The 15,734-nt window shown below is 43.8% G+C and carries 15 protein-coding genes and 1 pseudogene; 6 read left to right on the forward strand and 10 right to left on the reverse strand.

Annotated features, from left to right (window positions below; genetic code table 11):
* Positions 1-356 precede the first annotated feature (356 nt).
* A complete protein-coding gene (locus B3V51_RS09740; RefSeq protein WP_286708327.1) occupies positions 357-1,733 on the forward strand; it encodes a DHA2 family efflux MFS transporter permease subunit in 1,377 nt (458 codons plus the stop codon).
* 156 nt (positions 1,734-1,889) lie between these two features.
* Here B3V51_RS09740 and bfr (B3V51_RS09745) read toward each other — a convergent pair whose 3' ends face one another.
* The 3 genes from bfr (B3V51_RS09745) to B3V51_RS09755 form a co-directional block, all read right to left on the reverse strand.
* Positions 1,890-2,372, reverse strand: a complete 483-nt coding sequence (bfr, locus tag B3V51_RS09745; protein WP_071001574.1) for a bacterioferritin — start codon at positions 2,370-2,372, stop codon at positions 1,890-1,892.
* Positions 2,373-2,434: 62 nt separating this feature from the next.
* Entirely contained in the window at positions 2,435-2,923 is a 489-nt protein-coding gene (gene bfr / locus B3V51_RS09750) for a bacterioferritin (protein WP_093071032.1), read from the reverse strand.
* A 374-nt stretch (positions 2,924-3,297) separates the two neighbouring features.
* A complete protein-coding gene (locus B3V51_RS09755) occupies positions 3,298-3,489 on the reverse strand; it encodes a (2Fe-2S)-binding protein (protein ID WP_058025142.1) in 192 nt (63 codons plus the stop codon).
* 306 nt (positions 3,490-3,795) lie between these two features.
* Between B3V51_RS09755 and B3V51_RS09760 the strand changes: the two genes are divergently transcribed.
* Positions 3,796-4,125 carry an ArsR/SmtB family transcription factor gene (locus tag B3V51_RS09760; protein WP_071001576.1) on the forward strand — a complete coding sequence of 110 codons (330 nt, stop codon included), beginning with the start codon at positions 3,796-3,798 and terminating at the stop codon, positions 4,123-4,125.
* A gap of 131 nt (positions 4,126-4,256) precedes the next feature.
* On the opposite strand, the pseudogene B3V51_RS09765 reads toward B3V51_RS09760, so the two are convergent.
* The 5 genes and pseudogenes from B3V51_RS09765 to B3V51_RS09785 form a co-directional block, all read right to left on the reverse strand.
* Positions 4,257-4,976, reverse strand: a pseudogene (locus B3V51_RS09765) (sulfate/molybdate ABC transporter ATP-binding protein); the annotation flags it as partial.
* 97 nt (positions 4,977-5,073) lie between these two features.
* Positions 5,074-6,012 carry a sulfate ABC transporter permease subunit CysW gene (gene cysW, locus B3V51_RS09770; protein WP_093071030.1) on the reverse strand — a complete coding sequence of 313 codons (939 nt, stop codon included), beginning with the start codon at positions 6,010-6,012 and terminating at the stop codon, positions 5,074-5,076.
* Position 6,013: 1 nt separating this feature from the next.
* Positions 6,014-6,898, reverse strand: a complete 885-nt coding sequence (cysT, locus tag B3V51_RS09775; protein ID WP_071001578.1) for a sulfate ABC transporter permease subunit CysT — start codon at positions 6,896-6,898, stop codon at positions 6,014-6,016.
* 227 nt (positions 6,899-7,125) lie between these two features.
* Positions 7,126-8,217 carry a sulfate ABC transporter substrate-binding protein gene (locus B3V51_RS09780; RefSeq protein ID WP_093071053.1) on the reverse strand — a complete coding sequence of 364 codons (1,092 nt, stop codon included), beginning with the start codon at positions 8,215-8,217 and terminating at the stop codon, positions 7,126-7,128.
* 258 nt (positions 8,218-8,475) lie between these two features.
* On the reverse strand, positions 8,476-9,603 hold the full coding sequence (locus B3V51_RS09785) for a sulfate ABC transporter substrate-binding protein (RefSeq protein WP_286708328.1): 1,128 nt from the start codon (positions 9,601-9,603) through the stop codon (positions 8,476-8,478).
* 366 nt (positions 9,604-9,969) lie between these two features.
* On the opposite strand from B3V51_RS09785, the gene B3V51_RS09790 reads away from it, so the two are divergent.
* The gene (locus B3V51_RS09790; RefSeq protein ID WP_212563542.1) at positions 9,970-10,488 is read left to right on the forward strand and encodes a hypothetical protein; all 519 of its coding nucleotides are present in this window, start codon (positions 9,970-9,972) and stop codon (positions 10,486-10,488) included.
* 124 nt (positions 10,489-10,612) lie between these two features.
* Here B3V51_RS09790 and sat read toward each other — a convergent pair whose 3' ends face one another.
* Complete coding sequence (gene sat / locus B3V51_RS09795; RefSeq protein WP_212563541.1) at positions 10,613-11,881, reverse strand: sulfate adenylyltransferase; 1,269 nt, start codon at positions 11,879-11,881, stop codon at positions 10,613-10,615.
* 355 nt (positions 11,882-12,236) lie between these two features.
* Here sat and B3V51_RS09800 point away from each other — a divergent pair, with 355 nt between their 5' ends.
* Genes B3V51_RS09800 through B3V51_RS09810 form a run of 3 tightly spaced genes read left to right on the forward strand, consistent with a single transcriptional unit; the run spans position 12,237 to position 15,195 of the window.
* Positions 12,237-13,922 carry a nitrite/sulfite reductase gene (locus tag B3V51_RS09800; RefSeq protein WP_212563540.1) on the forward strand — a complete coding sequence of 562 codons (1,686 nt, stop codon included), beginning with the start codon at positions 12,237-12,239 and terminating at the stop codon, positions 13,920-13,922.
* On the forward strand, positions 13,915-14,505 hold the full coding sequence (locus tag B3V51_RS09805; RefSeq protein ID WP_212563539.1) for a DUF934 domain-containing protein: 591 nt from the start codon (positions 13,915-13,917) through the stop codon (positions 14,503-14,505). The genes B3V51_RS09800 and B3V51_RS09805 overlap by 8 nt, the downstream gene beginning before the upstream one ends.
* Before the next feature lie 51 nt (positions 14,506-14,556).
* The gene (locus tag B3V51_RS09810) at positions 14,557-15,195 is read left to right on the forward strand and encodes a phosphoadenosine phosphosulfate reductase family protein (protein ID WP_212563538.1); all 639 of its coding nucleotides are present in this window, start codon (positions 14,557-14,559) and stop codon (positions 15,193-15,195) included.
* A gap of 2 nt (positions 15,196-15,197) precedes the next feature.
* Here B3V51_RS09810 and B3V51_RS09815 read toward each other — a convergent pair whose 3' ends face one another.
* Positions 15,198-15,416 carry an SDR family NAD(P)-dependent oxidoreductase gene (locus tag B3V51_RS09815; RefSeq protein ID WP_286708329.1) on the reverse strand — a complete coding sequence of 73 codons (219 nt, stop codon included), beginning with the start codon at positions 15,414-15,416 and terminating at the stop codon, positions 15,198-15,200.
* Positions 15,417-15,734: the final 318 nt, after the last annotated feature.

Consider the following 15,734-nt stretch of genomic DNA (forward strand, 5'->3'; position numbering starts at 1 on the left):
TGCCTAGGCTGCTCGATGCTGCGAAAAATTTATCCCAGTCCCACTGTATCGTTTTTATACTGAATTCACTATAGCCATGCTAATTTCTCTATTAATTACCATGCTATTTGTTAGCTAGGCTTTACTATAACGATAACCTCTGCTGATATTAAAGTCTTCTCTTGTAATCAATGTTACGATTTTGCTGTGATTAATGACATACCACTCAATGACCCAAGCCCGCCATAATGCTTCGTTACCTTGAGGCACTTTAATTACCCTCTAAGCTTTCTTATACTACTCAACTTATATCGCGCAATCTGTTCGTAAAGACGCGAACCTCACGATTTTATAATAAGATATCCAATGGGATTGACATGCTGACGCTCACCCCAGCTCAAAATAAATACCTACCCTATGTGTTAGCAGTGGCGCTATTCATGCAAATTCTGGATGCCACTATCCTGAACACCGCACTGCCGCAGATGGCCTTGGCAGTAGATGAGTCACCGTTAAAAATGCAGTGGGCCGTTATCAGCTATGCATTGACCTTGGCAATTTTTATTCCAATTAGTGGGTTTTTGGCAGACAAATACGGTACGCGCCGCGTTTTTCTCTCTGCTATTGTGATATTTTGCATCGGCTCACTGCTGTGCGCGATGGCCTCTACTTTAAATTTTTTGGTCGCATCACGGGTGATACAAGGCATTGGCGGCGCTATGATGACCCCAGTTGGGCGTTTGATTTTGGTCAAGTCCTACCCGCGTAATCAGTTATTGACGGTAATGAATTTTGCAGTGATTCCTGCCTTGGTCGCGCCGCTGGTTGGACCCTTGCTTGGCGGGTATTTGGTCCAATATGCCAGCTGGCACTGGATATTTTTGATCAATATTCCGATGGGTGTGGTGGGGTTTGTCATTGGCAAAAAACTCATACCTGCGCTGTTTGGGGATAAGCAGTCTTTAGACTGGGTCGGTTTTGGGCTGTTTGCATTGGGTGCGTGCGCCTTAACCTTGGCAGTTGAGATGGGTTCAAAAGTGGGGCACGGTTACAATGCGCTATTGCTAGCTGCCGCATCGATTGGTTTTTTACTGGCCTATGTATGGCATGCCAAACGCCATGTTGCGCCGCTATTTTCTTTGACACTCTTTAATGTGCCCACTTTTCGTATTGGTATTACTGGCAATCTATCCACGCGTATTGGCATCAGTGCCGTGCCTTTTTTATTACCATTACTATTACAAGTCATGTTTGAATACACACCTTCGCAGGCAGGCTGGTTATTAGCACCCATTGCAGTTGGTGCACTTGGGATAAAACCCTTTGTTAGCAAAATTATCCAGCGTTACAGCTACCGCGTGGTATTGGTATACAACACCCTTATTTTGGGTTTACTGATTATTGTACTGGGACTGTTCTCAGATGCGGCGCAGTGGCCATGGATGATTCCGGTGCTGATTGTGATTGGTGTTTGTAACTCAATCCAGTTCAGTGCCATGAATACCATCACTATCGGCGATCTACAAGGGGCACAGACCAGTAGTGGCAACAGCTTAATGGCCGTCAATCAGCAAATGGCAATCGGATTGGGTATTGCCTTTGGTGCCGCACTGCTCAACTTGTTACGTGATCGATTTCAAGTAGATACCTTACTTGCTTTTCAGGTCACTTATTGGATACTGGGCGGCTTTACTATTCTCTCAGGATTGGGCTTTTTACGGTTAAAACCAGAAGATGGGCGTGGTTTGTACTAACTACCTCGGTAAATACTTAAAAGCTGATTGCCGCATATAAGCCTTTAGTGGTTTCTAAACGTAAAAAGCCAGCGTGTATTTTGGTTAAAAACCAATCACACGCTGGCAAGTTTGTTTCATTGCTGATTGAGACGAATGCTAATTAAGACAAATTACTTATGGCTCGTCATCATCACTGATTTGTGATTGAATATAGCGTTCTGCACCCATACTTTCTATCAAATCTTCTTGCGTCTCTAGCCAATCCTGGTATTCTTCATTACCATCTTTTATCGTAACCAGTAGGTGACGAGACACATAGTCAGACTTTGTCTCGCATAGGGTAATCGCATCCGTAATGATACTGAATTTTTGTTTTTCTAAACGCAAGTTGCAATCAATCACTTCTGGCACATCCTCGCCGACCAATACCTTACCCAATTCCTGTAAGTTAGGTAAACCACCTAACAGCAAGATACGCGCAATCAAATCATCTGACCATTTCATCTCAGCGATAGACTGCTTATAAAGTGAGTCGTTAAGCGCTTCTAAGCCCCAATGACGGACGATACGTGCGTGCAAGAAATACTGGTTAATCGCAATTAATGATTGACCAAGTACCTTGTTTAATGCACGAATGACCTCTTTATCCCCTTTCATAATCTCTCTCCCTTTCTTATTTATATTAAATACTATAGTTTTTATTCGTATCTATGATGATATCAAACAAGATTAGGAGTGACTTCAGCCATCTGGGTCTGTAGATAATTAGGCAGACCAATCATGTCAATTAAGCGTAACTGTTGTTCAAGCCAATGCGCATGGTCTTCTTCCGTATCTTTTAGCTGCTCAACAAGCATCTCACGTGTGACATAGTCGTGCTCTGCTTCACAAAGCGCAATGCCTTCTTTTAGATGTTTTTGTACTTTATATTCTAAATCAAGATCAATCTGTAGCATCTCAGGAACCGTGCTGCCGATATTGACCTGATCGATCGTCATGTTAGGTGTACCACTCAGCATGAGAATGCGACGAATAATTGCTTGTGCGTGTAGTGTTTCGTCTTCCATTTCATGATGGATACGATCGTACAATTTGCCATAATGCCATTCAGCATACATCTCTGAGTGAATAAAATACTGGTCACGTGCCGCCAGCTCGCCGCCTAACAAGAAATTTAAATAATCAATAACTTTTTGACTGCCTTTCATAATGCACACTCCTCTATATGTTTTTGCCGATCTATATATTCATATTTTTATATATAAAGATACCTAAATACGTAAACTGATCAGTAAAGGGTCAAATCAATAAAACGTCTTACAATCTTTGACAGATATAGTAGCATACAGTCGTCACGTGGCATGTAATGTTGTGAACTAAGAATAAGATGCTAATTGAGAATTGTAATTAGCTACAGTTGTCAGTTACGATACTTGATACATATTGATAGCAGCGATGTTGGCATATCTATGAGGTTATATGGACGCCTGCTATTTACTCCTTATGTATAATAAAAGAATAGATGCAATATATTGAATATATTTGGTTGGATTAGAGATAAGATCGACTAAGCTAAAAGTAGTTATACTGCATACGCTAAGACATCGAGTGCTGCGTGATGTTCGTCTAAGTAATCATTGACCATAGGCTCACAGCATCCACAGCAAGTTGCAACGTCGAGAGTGTCTTTTAGACCATCAAGGGTATCTACACCAGAAGCAATGGCTGCTTGGATTTGCTTTTCTTTGACGTTATTACAGATACATACGTACATGGATTGGCTCCTCTGATTACCACTATTTGATAGCGACTACTTGCTTAGCATCACGCTGATTACATGCAGTATAATAACGATAATTGTTATCATTTTCAATAACATTCGGAACTTTTTTGGTCGTGATGGTACAGTTGTATTTCGCACCATTCACCTATGTAAGTGGCTATAAGCGTCCATGTAACCGAATATTATAGAAGGTAGTAAATTAACGACGAACTGTAATTTTGCTTATTTTTTAATCGATTTTCTAGATAACTGCTATTATATTGAACCCCTATAAACGAAGTCCATTGGAATTTTCCTATGTCTGATAATAATTTTACGATACGACCTATCGATTTGTTCAAAGTCCTATCTGATCAAACACGCCTAAAAATATTTCAAATTCTTTTTAAAAAAGAAGCACGTTGCGTGGGTGATTTGGTAGACATGCTTGATCAACCGCAACCAACGATATCGCGTCATTTGAACCATTTGAAAAAACTGGGTATCTTAAGCTGTGTACGTGACGGTACATGGATGTGGTATGAAGTCGCTGATGACTTACCAGAATGGTGTCAAGACATCTTGAATATCACTTATGATCAACTCTCTCCAAGTGATTCAGATAAAGATGAATCGAGACTTGCTTAAATGTTATAGATAGACAAGTGTAGTTAATTGCATTCTGTATGATTCAACAAGCCAAAAAAAAATCCTACCTAAGTAGGATTTTTTTTGTCTCATCAGTTATGAATGACAGTGAGATAAAAGCTGAGCCGCTAAGCCAAATCTAAGAAGTCGCTGATAAAGGCATTAGCTGGCTGGTGTATCAGCTCCTCTGACGTTCCTACCTGCTCTACTCTACCTTGATTCATGACGACGATCTCGTCAGAGACGGCGCGGGCTTCTTCTTGATCATGGGTCACCATAATACTTGTGATACCAAGCTCGTGGTGGATATTCTTTAGCCAAGTGCGCAGCTCTTTACGTACTTTGGCATCTAACGCACCAAATGGCTCATCCAGCAATAGTAGCTTTGGCTTGACCGCAAGTGCCCGTGCTAGTGCAATACGCTGACGCTGACCGCCTGACAGTTGGTGCGGATACGCATTGGCAACTTGTGGGAGCTGTACCAGATCTAACAGCTCTGCCACGCGCTTATCGATATCCGCTTTGCTAGGACGTTCATTCTTTGGTAGTAACGTCAATCCAAAGGCAACGTTATCTGCGATGTTCTTATGACGGAACAACGCATAATGCTGAAACATAAAGCCAATATGACGCTTCTGTACTGGCGTATTGGTGACATCCATCTCATCAAACAGTACCTGTCCAGAGTCGGCATATTCCAGACCCGCAATGATACGTAGCAATGTGGTCTTACCGCAGCCTGATGGACCTAGCAAGGTCGTCAGCTTGCCAGTTGGCACAGTAATATTGATATTGTCTAAAGCCGTAAAGTCACCAAATTTTTTATTAACGTTGCGAATCTCAATGCTCATAATGGTATCTCTTATAATATCTTTTGTCGTATTGAGACTGATGTCTTAACGACTGTGTCAATATGATTGAACAATCCTGAATACTTACCCAAACAACTTATAGCTTACTAGCACTCTCAGCCGTTGACGTCGTCGCATTGGCACTCACTGGTAGCTCAGGGGCAGCCGCCAAACGTTCAGACTTAGCAAATTTTCGCTCTTGTACTTTGGTCATGACTTGCTGAATCAGTAGCGTCACTAAGGCAAGTGCGGCAAGTAAGCTCGATAAGGCAAATGCAGCGGTAAAGTTATAATCATTATAGGCAATCTCAACCAATAGCGGCATGGTATTAGTCTCACCGCGAATGTGACCAGATACCACACTGACCGCACCAAACTCGCCCATCGCACGTGCATTGGTCAAAATCAAACCATACAGCAGCGCCCATTTAATATTAGGCAATGTCACATGCCAAAAGGTCTGCCAGCCAGTCGCACCCAAGGTTAATGCGGCTTGCTCTTCAGAGTCGCCTTGTGTCTGCATCAATGGTATCAGCTCACGTGCAACAAACGGAAAGGTCACAAATAGCGTCGCTAGAATAATACCAGGTACTGCATAGATCACCTGAAAACCCATGCTCTCAAGCCAGCCACCAATCGTAGAGTTCATTCCGAATAGCAGCACAAACATCAAACCGGCAACGACAGGTGATACGGAAAATGGTAAATCAAGTAACGTCGTCACCAGCTGCTTACCTTTAAACTGATAGCGTGTGACCAACCACGCAATCGCAATACCCATGACCATGTTGATCGGTAAAACAATCGCCGCTGTGATCAATGTCAGTTTGATGGCTTGTAATGCCTCAGGGTCAACCAATGACGCAAGATATAACTGCCAGCCGTTTTTAAAAGCCTCATAAAACACAGCCAATAATGGCACCACCAGCATTAAGACCATAAACAGCACAGCGATCACAATAAAGGTACGGCGTATCCATGGCGTGTCTTTGGTTGCAGCGTTGCTTTGGTAGTCGTAGCTATTAGATATTTGCATATTAGCGAGCTCCTACGCGGCGCGACAGTTTCCACTGCATGATATTGATGGTCAATAAAATCACAAATGAGATGAGTAGCATAAACAGCGCAACCGCAGAAGCGCCTTGAACATCGAACTGCTCAAGTTTACTGATAATGATGAGCGGCAAAATCTCAGACTGCATCGGAATATTACCTGCGATAAAAATAACGGAGCCATACTCGCCAGTAGCACGGGCAAACATCATACCTGCACCCATTAGTAGTGCAGGCAGTAGTTCTGGCAAAATCACTTTACGAAAAGTGGTTAAGCGATTGGCACCCAATACGGCTGCGGCTTCTTCAAACTCAACCGATAGCTCTGCGAGTACTGGTTGTACTGCACGGACGATAAAGGGAAAGCTCACCACAACCAATGCCAGCCAAATACCTATCGGCGTAAAGGCGACCTGAATATCGAACTTGGCAAACCATTGACCAATCAAGCCATTAGGCGCATATAGCGTCGCAAGCGAGATACCTGTAACGGCGGTTGGTAGTGCAAATGGCAAATCAACCAGGGCATTAATTAACGACTTACCCCAAAACTCATAGCGGACAAGTACCCACGCAACCAGTGTACCAAAGACCATATTGGTCAGCATCGCCAAAAACGACATCCATAAGCTGAGCTTAATTGCAGCAGTGACTTGCGGCTGGGTGATGGTTTCCCAAAAACCCGTCCAACCCATCTGAGTTGTGGTATAGGCCATCATGGCAAACGGTAGCACCACTAGTAATGACAAACTAAAGACAGTGATGCCCATGCTCAGACCAAACCCAGGTAGCACATTGCGCTGACGCAAGCGTGTCAACCACCCTTTTTTGTTGGTGGGTTTGCTGGCAGAAGAAGATGTTGCACTCATAGTGATGTCCTATTGCCTAACTGATGGTACTTAGCGAGGGTGCTCAACGTAAGACCATTATTATCACAACTGTTATTAAAATTATTATTGGTCGGCTTACAATATAAAGGACATAGTGCATACGACCATGTCCTTTATGGGGTGCTTAATGACTGACTGTACGATTAACTGCTTCAACCAGTTTTAGCGGTTAGCGCACTAGCAGTTCTTATATACGTAGCAGGCGATTACTGCGGCGCATTAACAGCCAACTGATCAAACACACCGCCATCACTGAAGTAGGTGCTCATGATCTCATCCCATGTGCCAAAGGCATCGTTCGGGCGGAAAGTCTCAACAGGTGGCAATTTGTCACTGTTTTTGTCAAGAACGCTCTTAACGCTAGGACGTAAGTATAAATCGGCTGCTAGTTGCTGAGCAGGCTCACTCCACAAGTAATCAAGATACGCTTTGGCCGCGTCTGTGGTACCTTTTTTGTCTGTTACCGTCTTCACAACTGCCACAGGGCTTTCTGATTTGATTGAGTATTTTGGATAAACGATATCTACTTGACCCGCACCAAAATCAGTCGCTGCAAGGTTGGCCTCGTTTTCAAAAGTGACCAATACATCACCGATACCGCGCTGTACGAAAGTCGTTGTCGCGGCACGTCCGCCGTTTTCATAGACTTTGACATTTTTTAGCATGTCTTTGACGTAGCCTTGAGCTTTTGTTTCATCTTGATTAAAAGCATGTAGACCATAACCGTAGGCGCCTAAGAATGCATAACGACCGTTACCTGTGACCTTTGGATTGGCCATGACAATCTCAACACCGTCTTTGGTCAAATCTTCCCAGTCTTTGATATTTTCTGGATTGTCTTTACGTACCAAAAATACGATCGTACTGGTAAACGGCACTGCGTTGTCAGGGAATTTGCTTTCCCAATCTGACTCAACCAAGCCTTTTTTCTCAAGTAGCTCGATATCAGAGCCTTGGTTCATGGTGGCAACATCGGCTTGTAGACCATTAGCCACAGACAATGCCTGTTTGCTTGAGCCGCCATGTGACTGCTTGATTAGAATCTTGCTGTCTGGATGCTCAGCTTTATAATGCTCAACAAACAAAGGGTTGTAGTCTTTATAGAAGTCACGTGCCACATCGTATGAGACATTGAGTAGCTCAATATTCTGCCCTTCTGTCGTCGCTGAACCGTCAGCTGCCGCCTCAGTCGTCTCACTGTTGCTACAGCCAGCTAGACCCAATGTCAGAGCAACGCCAGCAATGCTCAAGGCACTAAGGGTTTTACTCTTTTGTTGATAACGAGCTACGTCTGTCATAAATACCTCAAAGATGTCTGTTGTGTAATGCAAGTATGCTAACAGCGCCATCTTATTATGTTTAATGATGAATATGCGTATGTTATTGCCAAAAGGGAATAACAAGCAGGCAAAGCCAATCATATCAATAATTTATGAAAATTATATACACATAACCAACTGTTTTCTGATTTTAACATTGGATACGTCTTATCTATCTTGTCCGTGTTTCACTGATAACGGCCAAGACAGATCATTCTACAAGCCAGAAATTAACGACTACTTAGTACTTGCCAGCTGATCGAAACGACCACCGTCTACAAAGAAAGTATCCATAATCTCTGCCCATGGGCCAAAGACGGCGACAGGCTCAAACGTTTCAATATCAGGTAATGTGTCCTTGTGGGCGGCAAGTATTTGCTCATCACTCGGACGCATATACATTTTTGCCATCAGCTCTTGTGCAGGCTTGTCCCATAATCCTTTTAGATAGGCACTTGCCGCTTCGGTCTTGCCCGCTTGATCAGTCACTGCCGTGACGACTGCTACTGGGTTGGCAATCGTAATCGAGTAACTGGGATAGACAATATCGACCTGACCCATGGCAAATTGCTGAGCGGCCAAATTCGCCTCATTTTCGGTAGTGATGAGCACATCACCTAGGCCGCGCTGGGTAAAACTGGTCGTCGCAGCACGTGCGCCATTGTCATAAGTGACCACGTTTGCCAATAGCTTTTTGATAAAGTCATTGGTTTGAACTGGGTTGTCGCTACTGTTTTCTTTGAATTGGTGCAAGCCATAGCCGTAAGCCCCCAAAAAGGCATAACGCGCTGTACCACTGGTCTTGGGATTGGGCGTGACCACATCGATATCGTTACGGGCTAAATCTGACCAATCCTGAATGTTTTTTGGATTACCTGCACGAACCAGTAGCACCATAGTGCTGGTGTACGGCACAGCATTATTGGGTAGTGCCTGCTGCCAATCAGAAGCGACCAGACCTTTTTCCACCAACAGATTCATATCACTTTCTTGGTTAAAGGTGACCACATCTGCTTGCAAACCATTGGCAACAGAGAGCGCCTGCTTACTTGAACCGCCATGCGACTGATTGATATTTACTTTGCTGTTTGGATGCGCTTTTTGATAGTCAGTGCTAAATAGCGCGTTATATTCTTTATAAAAGTCGCGAGATACATCATAGGAGACATTGAGTAGATTGACATCCTGCGTCTCACCATTAGCGTTGTTTGCTGCCTTGTTTTGCGCCTCTTCGGTTGGGCTACAGCCTGTCATCATGATCGCTGCTGCGAGCATGCCGCTAGTGGTAAGTACCCGCGCTTTTATGTGTTTATTATTGGTTGGCTGGATGCTAGCCATGCGGAATTTTTGGAATTTTTTTTGCATGATGCTCTCGATAAAGGTGGTAGAAGCGTGTTGTCAAAATTTTGACCATCATCATAGGGCTTACAATCATTTGAGCTTGGTTCTTTTGACTTTTACTCTGTTGATTTCAGTTTTCGGATGATGAAAGCTATGCTAGCAGCATAAATAGCAAACGCTTAGTGACGAATCCGCTTATCAAGTCTTAATGTTGGCATAAGCACTTAGCATGTGCTCGTACGAGGTTATGATGAACGTGAGGTAAATCATTGCAGGCAGGCTTATTAAATAGGCTATAATTTAGCTAGGCTGTACCCTCATTCTATATGGTAGGGCCCATGCGCCAATGCTATATCCATTTTACCGTCTTATTTAACCAAAGGCCTTTTTATGACTCTTTCGTCCCATCGCTTTCATTCTATTGCAGCATTAACATTGATAGCCACTACCCTAGCTGCCGTAACGGGTTGTCATAATGTGACGCCCGCGGTGAAGAGTTCTGCGAACAATGCTGTAGCGGTTCATTCAATTCCAGTGGATGTTATGAAAGACTATATTTCTGGTGATTATGCTTCTGCAGATTATGACAAACGCGCACAAGGCTATGACTGGGTTGGCGTCATGGTGCGTGCAGAGAGTGACCAACAAATCGATATAAAAGTTCGCTCACGTAGCGATATCAAAAAACAGACTTGTCAGTTTGATGGTAAGGCGATATTAATGGGGCAAGACGCGGCACACGGTACAATTTTTCAGGCACAGGCAAATGACAGCACCGTCTTTTTTCAATTTAAAGACAATATGCTGACGATTGATAGCCCAGATAAATATGCGCTGAATTATTTTTGCTCAGGCGGTGGCTCACTTGCGGGAGAGTATCAAAAGCTGGTAGAAGATTTAGCGATTTGATAGCTCACGCTAACTGCGGTGAGAGATGCTAAAGATGATAAAAACAAAAAGGTGCCAGACCATAAGTCTGACACCTTTTTTATTATTAATGTAGCACTGATTTTTTATGCTGACACGCTAGGGTTTACACCGCAGAGGCGCCCGTGAGTTTGATCTCAGCACGTTCTTCACGAGCGATGCTACCGTAGTAGTTACGTAGTATCTCAAGCACTTCTGGACGGCTAAAGTTCTCTGGTACTTCCATGTCTTCTGACAGCGCTTTACGCAGCTTGGTACCTGATACTTTAACGTGTTCAGACGCGTCATGCGGGCAAGTCTTGTCAGATGCCATCGCATTACAAGCATTACACCAGAACGTCCAGCCAATTTTTAGCGGCTGGGTGATGAGATCGTCTTTGCCAACCTGTTCAAAAATGGTTTGCGCATCAAACGCGCCATAGTAATCGCCCACACCAGCATGATCGCGACCAACGATCAGATGACTACAGCCATAGTTTTGGCGGAATAACGCGTGTAATAAGGCTTCACGTGGACCAGCATAACGCATATCTAATGGATAACCTGCTTGAATCACCGTGTCTTGTTTGAAGTAATTATCAATCAAGGTTTTGATGGCTTCTTGACGCACTTCTGCTGGAATATCACCTGGTTTTAGTGCGCCGAGCAATGAATGAATCATCACACCATCGCAGATCTCAATTGCGATTTTGGCCAGATATTCATGTGAGCGGTGCATCGGGTTACGCGTTTGGAAAGCCGCCACAGTCTTCCAGTTTTTCTCTTCAAAGATTTGACGCGTTTGCGCGGGCGTTTTATAGATACCAGGATAACGCGTTGGGAATTCGCCCTCGCTCAGTACTTCTACGCTACCTGCAACATTAACCTCATCTTGATCCAATACTTGCTGGACGCCTGGATGCTCTGGATCTGTGGTGGTAAATACTTGCTGACACTCGTGTTCTTTATCAATGGTATAGGTCTCTTCTACTGTTAAGATGCCCATAACTTCGCCATCTTGTGCGACCAATGCGACTTTGTCGCCTTGACTCAAACTATCCGCCGTCGCTTTTGGTGCAGACAAGGTGATCGGAATGGGCCAAAACAAACCTTTATTATCCCCACTTTGCAAGCGCATGTTATCAACCACACCTTGCCAATCAGCTTTATTCATAAAGCCATTTAATGGTGTAAAGCCGCCAATACCGAACATGATCAGATCACCACGCTCGCGTGAGCTTAAGGTAATGGTTGGTAAGGTGCTGGCAAGCTCTAGGGCTTGCTCGCGTGCTTCGCCTTCTAACAACAGTGGCTTTAGCTCGGCACTACCATGTGGTGGAACCAGCTTTGCTTGGGTTTGAGTTTGACTTTGGGTCTGAATCTGGGTCTGAGACATATCGTTATTAAAACCTCTTATTAGAAAGAATGGTTGGAAGAGATGAGCAAAAATACGAAAGTGATTAAATATACAAAACTGAGAAGAAAGCCGTCGATAGATAAGAAGTAGCGTACTAGTGATCAGGCGTTAAATTTGATAAGCATAGGCTACCTAACTTTCGTTATGAAAATTTATGCTGTGTTTGGATATGGATATGTCTGAAAGGAATTTATGTTTATAGATAGAAGCTTATATGATGTGACCCTGAATTGTTTAAATTGCGATTTGTGGTAAAGTCTATCACCTACGAGCACAGATATTAGATTGCTGCCATCGCTGCTTTTAAGACCAAAAACAAAACTGAGATTACGTCATGTATCAATATAATTACGCTGACCAGACGTTAGTAGACGAACGAGTTGCCCAATTTCGCGACCAAACCGCACGATTTTTGGCAGGTGAGCTGCCAGAAGAGCAGTTTTTGCCACTGCGATTGCAAAACGGCTTGTATATCCAGCGTTATGCACCGATGCTCCGTATTGCCATTCCTTACGGCTTGCTTGCCAGCTATCAGCTACGCAAATTGGCTGAGATTACCCGCAAATACGACAAAGGCTACGGGCATTTCACGACTCGTACCAATATTCAGCTGAACTGGCCAAAACTAGAAGAAGTGCCAGACATTTTGGCAGAATTGGCAACGGTACAGATGCATGCCATCCAAACCTCAGGCAACTGTATTCGTAATACCACAACCGATCCTTACGCTGGTATCCATAAGGAAGAAATCGCTGATCCACGTCCTTATTGCGAAATCATTCGTCAGTGGTCAACCTTCCACCCTGAGTTTGCTTTTTTACCACGTAAATTTAAAATTGCAGTCATCGGTACCGAAGCGGATCGTGCGGCAACGCAAGTACATGATGTGGGTCTGCACGTCGTTACCAATGACGCAGGCGAGCTTGGCTTTGAAGTGATCGTTGGTGGTGGCTTAGGACGTACGCCTATTATTGGTAAAACAATTCGCAAGTTCTTACCGCGCGAGCATTTGCTCAGTTATCTTGATGCGATTTTGCGCGTCTATAATTTGCATGGTCGTCGTGACAATAAATACAAAGCCCGTATCAAGATTTTGGTCGACAGCTTAGGCGGCGATCAGTTTGCCAAACTGGTAGAAGCTGAGTGGGAGGCGCACACCAAAGACGGTCCGCTGACCTTGACGGATGACAATTTTGACACCGCTGCCAGCTACTTTAGCATGCCTGATTATCAATCATTTGATGCGCTCGCAGTACAGTCTGAGTTACAACAACAACTAAACGCTGATAAAGACTTTGCCAATTGGTATAACCAGAATACTGTGGCACATAAGGTGGACGGTTACCGTGCGGTCGTAATCTCTTTAAAAGCCGGACTGGTGGACGGTCGTTATGTGCCATCAGGTGACTTGAGCGATGCGCAAATGGATGCGCTTGCCGATTTGTCTGATCGTTATAGCTTTGGTGAATTGCGCGGTACGTATCAGCAAAATCTGGTATTCGCTGATGTGCAAACCAATGAGCTTTATGAATTGTGGCAGCAGCTATCAGACCTGCATTTAGCACGCGCCAATATCAACACCTTAACCGACATGATTGTCTGCCCAGGTTGGGATTATTGCTCACTGGCCAATGCGACTACGCACAATATCGCTGAGCAAATCGAAAAGCAGTTCGATGATTTGGATTACTTGTATGATCTTGGTGATATTCGCCTAAACATGTCAGGCTGCATGAATGCTTGCGCCCATCATCACACAGGTGATATCGGTATCTTGGGTGTGGATAAAAAAGGCGAGCACTGGTATCAGATTAGCCTTGGCGGTAACTCTAGTAATGACGCCAAATTGGGCAAAATCTTAGGAAAAGCGGTGCCAGCGGATGATGTGGCCAGCACCTTACAAACCATTTTAGATGTGTATCTCGATATACGCGGCACTAACGAACAAGATGTTGAGGGTTTTGGTGACGTGATTGACCGCGTTGGTATCGCCCCCTTTAAGGAGAAGGTCTATGGCTAATCATCATGTGCTCGATAGCCATGGCGCAGACATCAGTGGCGAAGATACTTGGCAAGCGCTAGTGACAGCGCAGCTGCCTGACGGTATCGCGTTATCAAACCTGACCTTACTTGAGCTGTTACACAAACAAGAAAAAGTTGATGTACTTGTCCCATTAGCAGATTTATTAAATGCTGATGGAAAACTGGCAAACGGTTTGCTCGCGCAAGTATTGGATATCCTCAAGCAGCACAGCAGCCGATTGGGTGTGTGGATCACGTCCAACACCGATGCTGATGATCTGCCTGATGTAAAAGACTTTTTATTGACGCAAGACTTGATCGTCATTCATGTCCCAAGTTTTGCGGACGGTCGCGGTTTTAGTTTTGCACAGACCCTGCGTCAGCTTGGTTATGAAGGTGATATTCGTATGGCAGGCGCGTTTGGTCGTGATCAAATTGCTTATTTGCTGCGCGCTGGTGCTACTAGCTTTGTACTCAATGAGCATGATGCTAAATCTGATATTAGCCAAGCCTTCACTGCCCTAGCCAGTAGCTATGATGGTCGAGACGCTTCAGCATTACCGATGTTCTCAAAAACCTAAACTCGATATTAAAGAACCATTTTTATATTAACAATTATTAAGGAATATATTATGAGCCAATTACACCCAAACCTAGATATCGACCAAGCAAACCAAGATTTGCAAGGTAAATCACCAGAAGAGATTGTAGCGTGGGCGCTGACGCAAGCCAAAAACCCAATCATCACCACCAACTTTCGCCCATATGAGTCTGCTATCTTGCATTTGGTTGCCAAGCAGCGCCCTGACATCACAGTATTGTGGGTAGATTCAGGCTATAACACCGATGCGACCTATCAATTTGCCAACAAATTGATTCGTGATCTTGATCTCAACGTTGTGACGTATATCCCAAAACAAACCGCTGCACACCGTGATTCAACCATGAATGGTATCCCAGGCATTGACAACCCGCAACATGGCGAGTTCACTGAACAAGTGAAACTTGAGCCATTCCGCCGCGCCCTTGCTGAGCTAAAGCCTGACGTATGGTTTAACGCGATTCGTAAAGACCAAACAGAATTCCGCCAAGGTCTTGATGTACTTAGCTTATCAAAAGATGGCGTATTGAAAGTAGCGCCATTGTTTGAAAAAACCGATGCAGATTTGGATGTGTATCTAGAAGAAAACAACCTACCAAACGAGCATGACTACTTTGATCCAACTAAGGTAGAAGAAAGCCGTGAGTGTGGTCTGCACACGCAGCTGTAATTTTAGTGTTTTCTGAATGAAAAAAGCCCTTTCTTTAATTTAAAAGAGGGCTTTTTTTTATGATTGACGATCATATTTGCAACTACTAAAGCTATTTGCGACCTAAATAATAGCGCCGCCACCTCATCGCGTCCTGTGACGACGACTTTAGCACCTTCATTAGCAAACGCCTTTGCCGTCGCCTCGCCCAACCCTGAAGTGCCACCAAATATAATCGCCACTCTGTCTTATAGTTTCATAGTATGCTTACTCTTTTTAAATATTGTGAATTATTGATATACGATTAATTATCTTAAGACATGCTAGCACACCCTAATTTTGGGATATGTTAGCGTGTATTAGAGAATTTATTGATTTAAGAAAGTCATTTAATCTATTCCTATTAGCAAGAAAAATATCAATTAATATTTCAAAAATGAATATACTAATGCCAATTCATTAGGTGAGAGTGTGTCTGTGATACCTCATAATGGCGGCATTCCTTATATCTTTTCTACTTTTATAGTCAATCAATATTAAAAGTGGTACAAGGCAGACGA

The sequence above is a fragment of the Psychrobacter sp. UBA2514 genome (genome assembly GCF_002341255.1).
Classification (GTDB): domain Bacteria; phylum Pseudomonadota; class Gammaproteobacteria; order Pseudomonadales; family Moraxellaceae; genus Psychrobacter; species Psychrobacter pacificensis.

Excerpts from the sequence above, each read along its gene's own strand:
- B3V51_RS09800 (WP_212563540.1), top strand. The coding sequence starts at position 12,237 with ATGTATCAATATAATTACGCTGACCAGACGTTAGTAGACGAACGAGTT.
- B3V51_RS09780 (WP_093071053.1), bottom strand. The coding sequence starts at position 8,217 with ATGACAGACGTAGCTCGTTATCAACAAAAGAGTAAAACCCTTAGTGCC.
- B3V51_RS09740 (WP_286708327.1), top strand. The coding sequence starts at position 357 with ATGCTGACGCTCACCCCAGCTCAAAATAAATACCTACCCTATGTGTTA.
- cysW (WP_093071030.1), bottom strand. The coding sequence starts at position 6,012 with ATGCAAATATCTAATAGCTACGACTACCAAAGCAACGCTGCAACCAAA.
- B3V51_RS09785 (WP_286708328.1), bottom strand. The coding sequence starts at position 9,603 with ATGCAAAAAAAATTCCAAAAATTCCGCATGGCTAGCATCCAGCCAACC.
- B3V51_RS09760 (WP_071001576.1), top strand. The coding sequence starts at position 3,796 with ATGTCTGATAATAATTTTACGATACGACCTATCGATTTGTTCAAAGTC.
- bfr (WP_093071032.1), bottom strand. The coding sequence starts at position 2,923 with ATGAAAGGCAGTCAAAAAGTTATTGATTATTTAAATTTCTTGTTAGGC.
- B3V51_RS09790 (WP_212563542.1), top strand. The coding sequence starts at position 9,970 with ATGACTCTTTCGTCCCATCGCTTTCATTCTATTGCAGCATTAACATTG.
- B3V51_RS09805 (WP_212563539.1), top strand. The coding sequence starts at position 13,915 with ATGGCTAATCATCATGTGCTCGATAGCCATGGCGCAGACATCAGTGGC.
- bfr (WP_071001574.1), bottom strand. The coding sequence starts at position 2,372 with ATGAAAGGGGATAAAGAGGTCATTCGTGCATTAAACAAGGTACTTGGT.
- B3V51_RS09755 (WP_058025142.1), bottom strand. The coding sequence starts at position 3,489 with ATGTACGTATGTATCTGTAATAACGTCAAAGAAAAGCAAATCCAAGCA.
- sat (WP_212563541.1), bottom strand. The coding sequence starts at position 11,881 with ATGTCTCAGACCCAGATTCAGACCCAAAGTCAAACTCAAACCCAAGCA.
- cysT (WP_071001578.1), bottom strand. The coding sequence starts at position 6,898 with ATGAGTGCAACATCTTCTTCTGCCAGCAAACCCACCAACAAAAAAGGG.
- B3V51_RS09810 (WP_212563538.1), top strand. The coding sequence starts at position 14,557 with ATGAGCCAATTACACCCAAACCTAGATATCGACCAAGCAAACCAAGAT.